General features: G+C 39.1%; 8 protein-coding genes. 2 read left to right on the top strand and 6 right to left on the bottom strand.

Translation table 11 applies throughout. The annotated features are described in order from the left end of the window. Nucleotides 1-35: 35 nt before the first annotated feature. Both pap and BLP52_RS01300 read left to right on the top strand, forming a co-directional pair. Entirely contained in the window at nt 36-1,538 is a 1,503-nt protein-coding gene (pap, locus tag BLP52_RS01305) for a polyphosphate:AMP phosphotransferase (protein ID WP_091708009.1), read from the top strand. A gap of 421 nt (nt 1,539-1,959) precedes the next feature. Beyond that, nucleotides 1,960-5,901 carry a PAS domain S-box protein gene (locus BLP52_RS01300; protein ID WP_091708008.1) on the top strand — a complete coding sequence of 1,314 codons (3,942 nt, stop codon included), beginning with the start codon at nt 1,960-1,962 and terminating at the stop codon, nt 5,899-5,901. 51 nt (nt 5,902-5,952) lie between these two features. Here BLP52_RS01300 and BLP52_RS01295 read toward each other — a convergent pair whose 3' ends face one another. From BLP52_RS01295 to BLP52_RS01270, 6 genes are all read right to left on the bottom strand, one after another. Continuing rightward, nucleotides 5,953-7,206 (bottom strand): CYTH domain-containing protein, encoded by a 1,254-nt coding sequence (locus BLP52_RS01295; RefSeq protein WP_091708007.1) that lies wholly within the window; start codon nt 7,204-7,206, stop codon nt 5,953-5,955. A 107-nt stretch (nt 7,207-7,313) separates the two neighbouring features. Further along, the gene (locus BLP52_RS01290; RefSeq protein WP_154717760.1) at nt 7,314-7,652 is read right to left on the bottom strand and encodes a hypothetical protein; all 339 of its coding nucleotides are present in this window, start codon (nt 7,650-7,652) and stop codon (nt 7,314-7,316) included. A 28-nt stretch (nt 7,653-7,680) separates the two neighbouring features. Further along, entirely contained in the window at nt 7,681-8,283 is a 603-nt protein-coding gene (locus BLP52_RS01285; RefSeq protein ID WP_091708005.1) for a CheR family methyltransferase, read from the bottom strand. A 209-nt stretch (nt 8,284-8,492) separates the two neighbouring features. Continuing rightward, complete coding sequence (locus tag BLP52_RS01280; RefSeq protein ID WP_091708004.1) at nt 8,493-8,984, bottom strand: chemotaxis protein CheW; 492 nt, start codon at nt 8,982-8,984, stop codon at nt 8,493-8,495. Nucleotides 8,985-8,996: 12 nt separating this feature from the next. Beyond that, nucleotides 8,997-12,638 carry a methyl-accepting chemotaxis protein gene (locus tag BLP52_RS01275; protein WP_091708003.1) on the bottom strand — a complete coding sequence of 1,214 codons (3,642 nt, stop codon included), beginning with the start codon at nt 12,636-12,638 and terminating at the stop codon, nt 8,997-8,999. 209 nt (nt 12,639-12,847) lie between these two features. Next, the gene (locus tag BLP52_RS01270; protein ID WP_091708002.1) at nt 12,848-13,360 is read right to left on the bottom strand and encodes a chemotaxis protein CheW; all 513 of its coding nucleotides are present in this window, start codon (nt 13,358-13,360) and stop codon (nt 12,848-12,850) included.

Raw genomic sequence — 13,360 nt, 5'->3', positions numbered from 1 at the left:
TATATACAAAGATAAACCATAATTATGATGATACTATGCTTGAAAATGTAGATCTTACCAAAACCCTTCCAAAGGATGAGTATAAAACGCTAATGGAAGACCTGAAAATTCGAATGGGAGAACTACAGCGAAAAGCCTGGAAAATGGATATTCCGATAATTATTGTTTTTGAAGGCTGGCATGCTTCAGGTATGTCTGAGATAATTAACAGGTTCCTTCTGACCTTAAGTCCAATGGGTTTTAACCTGCACACCACCGGAAGACCGTGTTATCAGGAAGAGCAGAAGCCTCTTTTATGGCGTTTCTGGACAAAGATCCCGGAAAAAGGCAGAATGGTAATTTTTGACAGAAGCTGGTATCGCAGAATTATCATTGAACATAACAAGAAAGGTAAGACCAACAAAGACATGAACAAATGTCTTGAAGGACTTACATATTTTGAAAGGCAGCTCACTGACGGTGGTTATCTTATGGTCAAACTGTTCTTGCATATCAGCAAGGATGAACAGGACAAAAGATACAAGGAGATGAAGGATACAGGAGTTCCCCAGTTCATTATTGAAGAGGAAGAACGGGATTATCTTAACGGTTATGACAAATATCTGCCGCTTATTGAGGGAATTCTTGAAAAAACCGATCGTGCCTCTGCTCCATGGACCATTGTGGAAGCTGATGATAAGAATTTTGCAACCGTAAAAGTCCTGGCAAAGGTCATAGAATCTATTGAATACAAGGTTCAGGATTTTGAAAACAAGGCACTAATAGAACAAAATCAGAAAAAGGATAATTGTATCATTCCTAATATCGAGTCTTCTATACTGGAAAAAATTGATCTTGACAAGAACCTCACTAACGAAGAATATAAGAAAGAAAAGAAAAAATGTCAGAAAAAGCTTAAAAGGCTCCAGTATGACCTTTTCAGAAACAGGATACCACTTATTGCTGTATTTGAGGGCTGGGATGCCTCAGGTAAGGGAGGAGGTATCAGAAGGCTTGTTAAAGAGCTTAATCCCAGACTTTACCAGGTAAGTCCTATAGGAGTTCCCACTCCCGATGAACTTCGACGTCATTACCTGTGGAGATTCTACAACCAGATCCCTGAAGCGGGTCATATAGGAATATATGACAGGAGCTGGTACGGAAGAGTGCTGGTTGAGAGAGTCGAGGACCTCTGTAATGTTGAGGAATGGAAACGTGCCTACAGGGAGATCAATGAATTTGAAGAAACGCTCTCCAATTACGGTACTATAATTATCAAGTTCTGGATGCACATTGATAAGGATGAGCAGTTAAAAAGGTTCAAACAGCGTGAAAAAGTTGAGTATAAACAATGGAAGATCACCCCAGATGACTGGCGCAATCGCGAGAAGTGGAATCTTTACCTTGATGCTGCTGACGAGATGCTGAAGAAGACCAGTACTTCATGGGCACCCTGGACCATTGTGGAGTCCAATGACAAGTATTATTCCAGGATAAAGATTATGAACACGGTCATTGAGCGTATTGAAAATGAACTGAGGGAACGAGGACTTCAGTAATCTTCCCCATCAGCGTTCATTTTAATTCCCTGGAAATATAGTTTCCGTTTTATTTTGTATATATCATGTATCTTGCTTGATGAGTTTACGGAGTATTTATTGAGAATAACTTTCAACTTGCTTTTGAAATAAATACAGACAAATCACTACTTTTCAAAATTATACTAAAATAGAAAAGTAGTATATTTTGCACTGGAAATGAAGGAGCTATTAATATTGCAATTGCTACAAAAATTAAATCTCTCAATTATTTAGATCATATCATAGCCTGAACACTATTAAATACTCTTGGTTATATAATATGGTGTATTATATTAGTGTGCAAAAGTTGCATAACATATTTACCATTTATAAATGTATATTGCGATGTTCAAACGACTAAACAACTATTGATTTTCAAAGCTATCAACAAAGGGTTATAATGCAAAACAATAACATCTCTTCTAGATGCATTCAGGATGAAACAATAGACTATGCACAGCTATTCGCTAATGATTATGTTGTGATGTTAAGCATTGATCCTGATAGCCTGGATATTGTTGATGCTAATAATGCTGCTTCTAATTACTATGGCTGGTCATGCGTAGAGCTTAGACAAAAGAAAATGAGCCAGATTGATACATTACCTGAACAAAAGCTAAAAACAGAACTGTCTAAAGCAAAACAGGGAATTAAAAATCATTTTCTTTTTAAACATCGATTGCAGGACCATAGCATCCATGATGTTGAAACTTGTGTTATTCCTATCAAAACCGAAGATAAAATCCTGCTTTCTTTTATAGTTCATGACATTACTATAACTAAAGAAATGGGAGAAGAGCTCGATTTTGAGGAAGCCAGATTGAGAAGTATCCTTGAGATTCTGGGTTCTAGACATGATTCTATCCAGGAATTCCTTGATTTTACACTCAATGAAGCTATTAAACTTACTAATAGTAAATTTGGTTACATTTACTATTATAGTGAGAAAAAAGAACAGTTCACTTTAAACACATGGTCTAAAGATGTAATGAAAGAATGTGAGATAACAGAACCTCAGACAATATATGATCTTAAAGAAACGGGCATATGGGGGGAAGTTGTCAGGCAACGTAAAACGATAATTGTAAATGATTTCCATGCTTCAAATCCGTTGAAAAAAGGCTACCCGCAAGGACATGTCAAACTTCATAAGTTCATGACTGTACCAATTTTTAAGAACAACAAAACCGTTGCCGTTGTCGGAGTTGCCAACAAAGAATCAGATTATACTGATAACGATGCCCTACAGCTTACTTTACTTATGGATTCCGTATGGAATATCATAGGAAAGATAGGAGCTGAGAATGCACTAAAAGAAAGTGAACAAAAATTCAGGGGACTTTTTGAAAACGATATTAGTGGCGTGGCAATCCATAAAGTTATTTTCGATGACAATGGTAAGCCAATTGATTACATCTTCCTTGATGCAAATGAATCATTCGAAAAACATACTGGACTGAATGTAAATGATATCATTGGGAAGCCTATTACTGAAGTTCTTCCTGGTGTTGAAGAATCAACCTTAATAAATACATATGGAAACGTTGTGCTCACAGGTACTCCTACTAATTTTGAAACATTTTCACCATCATTGAATAAGCATTACAGTATTAATGCCTATAAAGTTGATAAAAATTGTTTTGCAACTGTATTTCAAGACGTCACTGAACGTAAGGAAGCGGAAAAAGCTATTCTTGAAAGAGAGGTGCAATATAGAACTCTTTTCACAGAAGCACCTATTTCAATAATAATACATGACAAGGAAAGCGGAGAGATAATCGATGCTAACCCGAAAACCTATGAAATGTATGGTTTTTCTTCTTTAGAACAATTAAAAGCAAATGAGTTCTGGGCTGATTCTCCATATTCCTTTAGCGATGCACTTGAATGGATACATAAAACTGCATCCGAAGGACAGCAAGAGTTTGAGTGGTTTAATAGAAAAGCAAATGGAGAACATTTTTGGGAGTTTGTTCGACTAAGCCCTGTGCTAATCAACGGCGTAGAAAGGGTAATGGCAACAACAATTGACATAACTGAACGTAAAAATGCAGAGATAGCACTAAGAAATAGTGAAGGACAACTGCGTACTTTGATAGATACTATTCCTGATCTTGTATGGCTAAAGGATGCCAATGGAAGTTATCTTTCATGTAATGCTAAATTTGAACGTTTCTTTGGTGCAAAAGAAGAAGAAATTATTGGAAAGACCGATTATGATTTTGTCGATAAAGAACTTGCAGATTTATTCAGGCAAAAGGATATTGAGGCACTGGAAGCTGGAAGACCATCGGTTAATGAAGAACTCATAACTTATGCGTATGACGGCCACAAAGAATATCTGGAAACTATCAAAAGTCCTATGCGTGATTCCAGTGGCAAAGTCATAGGAGTTATAGGTGTTGGCAGGGACATTTCTGAAAGAAAACAAGCAGAAAAGGCAGTCTTAGAAGAACGCAAGCGTCTTGCGAATATCATTGAAGGTACGAATGTCGGAACATGGGAATGGAACATACAGACTGGTGAAACTTCATTCAATGAACGCTGGGCTGAAATAGTAGGTTATACACTTGATGAACTGACTCCACTTGATATTCACACATGGAGGAAGCTGATTCATCCTGTGGATATGAGGAAAGCAGAAATAATCCTTAATAAACATTTTACAGGTGTTTTGGAATATTATGAAACTGAAGCACGCATGCGACACAAGAGTGGCGATTGGATATGGGTGCTTGACCGTGGCAAGGTTATAGAGTGGGATGAAGTTGGCAATCCTCTTCTCATGTATGGAACCCATTCAGACATTACAGAGAAAAAGAGAGCTGAGAAGAAAATCGAAGAAGAACGTATCAGAAAGAACATACTTGTTGAACAATCAAACGATGGGATCGTTGTTGTCAACGGCAAAGGTGAAGTTGTTGAGGCTAATCAGAAATTTGCGGATATGCTGGGGTATTCTCTGGATGAAATTGCTAAGTTACACGTATGGGACTGGGAACATATTTGGACACCTGAAGAGGTAATTCAGGTAATAAAGGACGTTGATGAATCAGGACTTACATTTGAAACATGCCATCGTCGTAAAAATGGGACTTTAATCAATGTAGAAGTTAGTTCGAACGGAGCAATTATTGATGGTCAGAAACTCTCTTTTTGTGTTTGTAGGGATATTACTGACAGAAAGAAAGCCGAAGAAATGCTGAAACAGGCCCAGCAGAAATACAGGCATGCATATAAGTTGTTGCAGGAAGTTATTGAAAGTCCAAGGGATGTTGTCATATTTGCTCTTGACAAAAAATATCAGTACATTACTTTTAATGAGAATCATCAACTGACAATGGAACATATATGGGGTGCCAAAATCGAAATTGGCTTCAGTATGCTGGATTACATCAAAAACCCCGTAGACGCAGAAAAGGCAAAAGCAAATTTTGACAGGGTGCTTGCAGGGGAAGCCTTCACAATTGTTGAAGAATACGGTGATTCATTACTTGAAAGAAAATGGTACGAGAATGTTTACAGTCCTCTCAGAGATGATGAAGGAACTATTATTGGGCTTACGTTGTTCTTAACTGACATAACTGAAAGGAAGCAAGCTGAAATGGCTCTTCTTCAAGGCAAAGCATTGGCTGAAGAGTCAAATAAAATTAAATCAGAGTTTATTGCAAATATGAGCCATGAACTTCGCACACCACTCAATTCAGTAATCGGTTTTTCACAGGTATTGAATGATAAACTATTTGGAGATCTAAATGAACGGCAAACGCATTATGTTTGCAACATTCTTAAAAGTGGAAACCATCTGTTAGAATTGATCAATGATATTCTTGATATTTCAAAAATAGAATCTGGTGGAATGGAATATAAGCCTGAAAGAATTGATCTTCACAAAGAGATGTGTGAGATCATATCATTGATGGACCCTCTTTTTAAGGAGAAAGGGCACGATTTTGAAATGAATATTGAATTTGAGAAACTGGAAATCAATGCTGATAAGTTAAAGATCAAACAGGTAATCTATAATCTTCTTAGCAATGCTATCAAATTCACACCTGAAAAAGGTAAAGTGCAGCTAAATTCAAAAGTAGTGAACGGTAATGTTCTGATAACTGTGTGTGATAATGGAATAGGTATTCCTCTGGATCAGCAAAAAGCTATATTTGACCCATTTAAACAGGTTAGTTCATTTGTAAACCGTGCTCATGGTGGAACAGGACTCGGGCTTGCTATTGCCAAACATTACATAGAGATGCATTCGGGTAAAATCTATGTTGAAAGCAACGAAGGAGAAGGAAGCACTTTCTCCATTAGGATACCAATTCAGAGAAATGATTTGTAGGGCTATCACTACATTTTAAATGAAAATAAAATGACCTTAGGGATGCATGTTTCAGTAATCTTCCCTGAAATATATATCTTTTTCAAAGAGAAGGCGCCAGAGGTCAGCTTTTGTGTCTGCTCTGTCGGCATCGATACTGGCTCCTTTTCCGGCTATTTTGACGATGATATCCTCTTTTGAGAGATCGATCTCTGATATTCTGCTTTCCATCCGGCTGTAATCCAGAGCATCAGCCATTCTCAGTATGGCTGCAAGTTTGAGTATATCATCCTGCATCTGGGATGGAAGTGATAAGAATTTCTTTTTCAGGGACAGTTTATCCAGTTTTTTCCGGTCTATTCTTTTCTTATGCAGGAATGTCATCCATGGAAGGAAAGCACATAAAGGGTATGGAAGTTCATCAGGACATGTCTCAGAGAGAATATCTCTCCCGGCCTTATGGTGGTTCTTGACATTGGTCATGACACCAATATCATGAACAACTGAGGCTATTCTCAGTGTGTGAATTAACTCATTACGCACATGATGTATATTTTTCAAATCTTTAAAAAGCCGGTAGGAATTTTCTGCAACTCTTCTTGCATGTTCTCTTTCAATACCATATTCCTCGATCATGTCCTGAAGGGGTGAATATTTGGTATTTTTACTTCCGATATTTATGTCATAATTTAATATACTGGCATTCTTCCTCACATTCTCCATGAAAAGCTCAAGACCATTATCAAACTTTGAATTGCTTCCCGGAGTCAGTCCCCTGTCATCTCTGAAATATTCAGCAATCTGGTTCATTTCCGCTTCCGTACCATCACCTGTAAGTTCAACTTCCAGTTCGAGATAGCTTTTCTCGCTTTTCTCGCAGGTAAGGACCACATCATCAAAGCTCATCTCTGCAACATTTCTCTGGTCTCTGCTCAACAGGATGTCAGTTCTTTTGTGTGTTACAGTAAAGAGTGGGAATAGCTCTCCGGAGCCTATTATATCAATTACTCTTTTCCTGAGAACGCAATTATCCCAGTCTTTTACAGGTAGCTTTTCAGTAAGTGTGAATTCAACTTCTTCCCTCATGTGTACAAGCGAGCTTGATGTTGAAAGTGATTTTAGTGTGTAGGTCACTTTGCTACCTTTTTCACGGCAGCGGAAGGAAAAACCGGAAGCATAAATTGCCATATCCATTGTGTCAAGATAGGTATCAGTGAAATCTTTATCAACAGGCTTTTTCGGATTGAATCCGGTAACAGTTTCAATGCCTTTGAGCTTTTCAAAAGTATCACGTTCAGATATGAGGAATTTAGCTTCAATTTCCATACTGAGAAATATGTGTCAAGAGTTAAAAAGTTTCTACCAGTAATAGCAGGATTAGCAGCAAAATGAAGGGTGAATTAAACGAAATTAATAGTAGGAATGTAACATTCTTAGGAATTATGCACAGACCTATTTTTTATGAATATGTAGGAGCCATCTCCTCTGTTGACAAATTCCATCTTTTCCCAGAAACCAATTGCAGTAGGTCTTACTCTGTCCGCAACAATGGTGTTGAACTGTGATTTTAACAAATCGATCGTCCTTTTCCCGTAATGTTTGCCTTCAAATTCCGGGAAAATGTTGATGGAATAGATTATAAGAACGTTACCTTCCGCCTTGCCCCTGGCTTTTCCTACTCTTATTCCTCTTCTGTCTATGTTCATCCACCTGCATTCAGAGCCCTGTGCAGGTGGAAGTAGTGTGAATTTTAATTCCTGGGGCATGTTCATAATCTCTCCATTTAGTGTACAAATGTAGCTAGTTGTTCAATTTGCGGTACAACTGTGCATTTGCAACAACCGGTTCAAAATGGTCCTGAAGCTCTGCTGGCATCTTCTGTGTTTGTTCTGTTGCAAAATAGCCACCGTCAAGGGAGTCATGGAACATCTGCATTACTTCTATCCTTTCAGCTTCGGTGAAATGTAGCAGGACATTTTTACAGAGAACAAGGTTCAGTCCTGATCTGATGGGTTTCATGTCAAGAAGGTTGTGTCTTGTGAAATCAACACTTCTTCTGATCTCATCGGAGATCTGGAAATGGTCAGGTTCGTCTGCTGGTGAGAAATACTTCTCAAATATTGGTTTTGGTATTCTCTGAACCATTTCTCTTGGATATATTCCGTCTTTGATGATGTCACCGAAAAGGTTACTGTTATCAATGTCAGTTGCGTGTATTTTTACATTCCTGAAGATCATTCCCATATTCTCTCTTAACACTATAGCCAGGGAATACGGTTCAGGTCCCATTGCACAACCTGCATCCCATATATGGATGTATCTTCTGCTTCTGAGTTCAGGAATTACATAATCTCTGATCATTTCCAGTGTTTGCATGTCTCTGAAGAAATAAGTGAATGCCATAATTTTTCCTCTCCTATATTGGAAATAGTTAATGGACATTAATATATATATAATGTTCAAAAGTAAGTAACCTATGTCCATGTTTTCTGATGGCGTAATTGGCTCGAAATATCAATTAACAAATACAAGATAAATTTAAAAATTAACAAAGAAGTTAAATGAATAGCACTGAAAAATATTACTATAAAAAAGACGAAAATCCTGCCTTATCAGGCAAGATTTGCGATTTCCTGTGCTTCCTTCTTGTCCATGACCTTTGCAAGATCAAGAAGGATCAGAAGACGGCCATCGATCTTTCCAACACCGGTAATATATTCACGGCTGATGTTAGATGTTACAAGTTCAGGTGCAGGGTCTACACTTGATCTGGGAATTCTCAAAACCTCATTAACGGAATCGACTATCATTCCAACAACATTTTCGCCGATCTCAACAACAATGATACGTGAGTGTGCGTCCACTTCCTTTGAAGCAAGGTTGAAACGTTTGTCAAGGTTAATGACAACGATGATCCTGCCACGAAGATTGATAACACCTTCTACGAATTCAGGAGATTGAGGGATCTGAGTGATCTCAGGCATCCTGATTATTTCCTGCACTTTCATTATCTCTACGCCAAACTCTTCACCACCCAGCTGGAAAACTACCATCTGTAATAATTCATCAGTCGGGCCATTTCCGGATATTGAAACATCTTTCATCTTCTCATCTCATTATACGAGGATATGTTCCTCTTTGTCTTTTTGTTCCATTTTCCCGGGGCTAGCACTTTTCCCACCATTCATGGAAACGGATTCTAATATAAATTTGTCAACTACAAGCTTCATATCAGCTGCCAGGCTTGAAAGATCCTCTGCTGATCTTGAAAGCTCCTGCATAGTTGCAGTTTGCTGTTCAACGGCGGCTGATGCTTCTTCGGTTCCTGCAGCAGATTCTTCTGATATGGCACTTACTTCTTCTATTGAGGAAGTGACTTCTTCAATTGAAGCAGACTGCTCCTGCGCAGCAGCAGCAATATCCTGTACCATATTAGCTATCTGTGTACCTGCAGCTACGACCTGTTCGACAACCTGTACTGCTTCATTCAGGGCAACAGCACCGGTATCAACTTCAGCAGATCCCTGCTGCATTGAAGTAACTGCGTTGTGCGTACCTTCCTGTATCTCACCGATAAGTGTTGATATCTGCTTTGCAGCATTGCCTGAATCTTCTGCAAGCTTTCTAACTTCATCTGCTACTACTGCAAATCCACGGCCATGTTCTCCTGCACGTGCTGCTTCAATAGCTGCATTCAGTGCAAGGAGGTTTGTCTGGTCAGCGATATTAGTAATGAGATTAACAATTTCTCCTATCTGTTTGGATTTGCCATCAAGCTCCATAATAACTCCGGATGAATCAGCAGTTGCATTCTTAATTGAATCCATCTTTATGATCAGGTCTTTGGCTATTGTGCCAAGGTTATTGATCAGGTCATTGGAATCCTTTGCATTCTCTGCTGCCTTTTGTGAGTTAGTTGCAACTTCCTGCACGGTCATGGTCATATCTACCATTGCACGTGAAACTTCTTCCGTCTTTGATGCCTGGCTCTGTGCTCCTTTTGAGATCTCAGACACTGTATCGGCTATCTGGTAGGATGAAGATGACATCTCTTCGACGGATGCTGACATCTCTTGTGAGGTGGATGCAACATTTCTTGAGCTGTCATGGATAAGTGAAACAACATCATTCAGGGATCTTCTGGTGTTCTCGATACCTTCTGTAAGTTCTTTGAAATCACCTACTCCGTGTATCCTTATAGGTTTGCTCAGGTCATTTTTGGATATGGCTTCAAGAACTCTTGAAGAGTCTGCAATAATGGCCTGGAGGTTTCCACCGAATTCATCAATAGCATCTGAGAATACCTTGAAATCACCCTTTGTATCAAAGCCGAACTTTGCTTCCAGATGACCGGCGGCGTATTCATGGACCATGCGCATTGCTTCATTCATTGGTGCCATAAGGGCATCAATTGCCAGATTGACAGTGTTGATAGCATCCTTAAAGCTTCCCTCGTATGGATTTCCATCAGCTCTGTAATCCAGATTACCAGCTTCGGCAGCGTTACCGAGTTTTATAAATTCATCAACAATTCCTTCAATATTGCCCATCATGGTGATGTAACATGGGATCAGTTCATCGTTCTCTGAACGTTTACCGATCTTCTTCAGTCCTTCAAGGTCGCTCAGATCACCCTTAGCAATATTCTTATTTACATTTGTAATAGTGAGTACTCTCTGGCGAATGCCGTTAGTTGCTTCTGCGACTTCGGAATAGATTCCCTGATAGTCACCTTCAACACTTCTTGTCAGGTCATTGTTCGCCATCAGGTGCAGGACCTCATTTGCCTCGACAAGTCCTCCAAGTCCTTCAATACAATCATTGATATTGTTCTTGATCCTGTTGAAATCTCCAAGATACTCGTCAGTTATTCTTTCAGGAATTTCTCCTTTTGAGATCTGCTCTACATATCCGGCGGTCATATTCAGTGGACAGATGATGGCATCCAGGCAATTATTCACTCCCTCAACAACTTTGCTGAAGTCTCCTGTGTGTCTGGAAGCATCTGCTCTTACATCAAGACGACCTTCAACACCTGCATTTGCCAGCAACAAAGCATCATCAACAAGCATGTTCACAGCATCGATACACTGGTTGAGGTTGTCTTTTATGTGGTTGAAGTCACCATTGTATTGGTCGGTGATCTTCTCTGGAATATTACCTTTGGAAATCCGGTCAACATAATCGGCTGCAACGTTAAGGGGGCCAACTACGGAATCAAGTGTTTCGTTGATACCATCAAGAACAAGTTTGAATCCACCTTCATAGCCGGAAGAGTCCGCTCTGTAATCAAGGTTTCCTGCCTTGGCTGCATCTGTAAGGTCAACAGTCTCATTGATCATTCCGTTGACATTTTCCATCATTTTAATGAAAGAAGGAGTAATGTCATCATTCTCTGAACGTTTTCCAGTTCCGTTACCTATCACACGGTATGTCTCAAGATCGCTCATATCTCCGCGTGATATATTCTGAGCAGTGTCTGTTAGATTGAGAAGGCGTTCACGAACACCATTTACTGCATTGCCGACTTCAGAATAGATTCCCTGATAGTTGCCTTCGACATGGCTTGTATAATCATTGACTGCCATTTTCTGCAATACATTATTTGCCTCGACCATGCCGCCAAGACCATCGATACATGCATTGATATTATCTTTGATCTTGTTGAAATCCCCACTATATTCATCTGTGATCTTTTCAGGGATCTCTCCTTTTGAGATCTGGTCTACATAATCTGCAGTCATATTAAGTGGATTGATCAATGCATCAAATGCACCGTTTACAGTGCCAACAGCTTCCTGAAAAAGACCATCGAATTTTGAAGCATCCAATCTGTAATCAAGACTTCCTGCTTCAGCAGCCTGTCCCAGTTCAATGAACTCATCTGCCATTCCTTTGACAGTTTCCATAAGTCTGATGGTATATGGCAATAATTTATCATTATCAGAGCGCTTTCCAGCCTGCCTGTATCTTGGCAGATCGCTAAAGTCACCTCTGGCCATGAATTCAAATGTACGCTGGATATTCAGGAGCCTGTTGCGAACCTCATTGACTGCGTATGCATTGTCTTTGAAAATTCCATCGTATTCTCCTTCAACAGCACTGTCAAAGTCATTGACAGCCAGTTTGAGAAGAATGTCTGTACTTTCTCTCAGGGGTTTTGCTATGGAATCAAGAGTGTTGTTCAGGTTCTCTATAATAGTTCTGAACTCTCCGCCATGTCTGGCGGCATCTGCCCGGATGTCAACCTTACCCTCAGAACCTGCCTGTGCCAGCATTTCAGAATCTTCAATAAGAGCATTGATAGCATCTACACATATGTTGAGCCTGTCCTTAAAGTCGTTGTAACTGCCTTTGAACTCCTTTGTGATCTTTGGAGGAATGTCTCCGTCGGAAAGGCGGGTAACATACTTTGATGCTGCCATAAATGGGGTAACTATGGCATCAAGCATCTGGTTCACACCTGCTGCAAGTTCTCTGAATTCTCCCTCAAATTCATCAGGATTCGTCCTTACATCCAGGCGACCTTCAACAGTTGCAGTTACCATTTTATTTACCTGCTTTGATAGTTCATGTTGTTGTTCAACTTCATTCTTCCATCCTGCAGCTTTATCCAAAAATGCGTTTAGTGCATCTGCCATTTCTTTCTCGACACCTGTTGATGCCTTATCAAGTCTTGCATCGAAATCCCCATTATCAACTGATCTCAAGACTTCGATGATCTCATAATATGCTTTATTGTTGTTTTTCCCTAACATGTTTTCACCCTAAAGTAATAAAAGTCATCTCTCAAAGTTTAACTTTTACTCACCTGCTGCCTATTTGCACATGATACTCTTCTGTATAATTATAATTATGCAGAGTTAGAGATGTTGATAATTATATAAAAATATATCTTCCAAATGTATATAAGTACATGGATAAATTCACTTATGCTTTCTGTTATTGATTTATCTTTAAAAAAAGATTATGTAGGAACCATTTCCTGATATCCGGATTCAACAATAGTCAATTGTTCATCTTTTCCTAGTATCTTCTTAGAATCTATCAATAGAAGAAGTCGATTATCAAGTTTACCTACGCCTTCTACACATTCAGAATTTTTGCCGGATAGGAGCATGGCAGGTGCCGGATCAATATCTGAATATGGGATTCTAAGGACTTCACTTACAGAGTCAACCATGATCCCTACAGTGATATCATCAAGCTCTGTGACAATTATGCGTGAATTATGATCATTTTCCTTAGTTTCTACATTAAATATATTTGAAATATTCAACGCAACTATTATATCGCCCCGAATATTGACCACACCTTCAACATAATCCGGAGATTGTGGGATCTGGACCAGTTCTGGTATACGTATTATCTCTTTCACGCTCATGATGTCAATCCCAAACTCTTCATCTGCTAGTTGAAAAACAACTACCTGAAGCATATGTTCAGGAGCTGCATTTGAAGCTGAAAACGTATCTTCCAT

The organism is Methanolobus vulcani (assembly GCF_900100715.1).
Taxonomy (GTDB): Archaea; Halobacteriota; Methanosarcinia; order Methanosarcinales; family Methanosarcinaceae; genus Methanolobus; species Methanolobus vulcani.
Note: the sequence above shows the minus strand (reverse complement) of the source record. Positions and strands in the feature narration are given on the sequence as shown.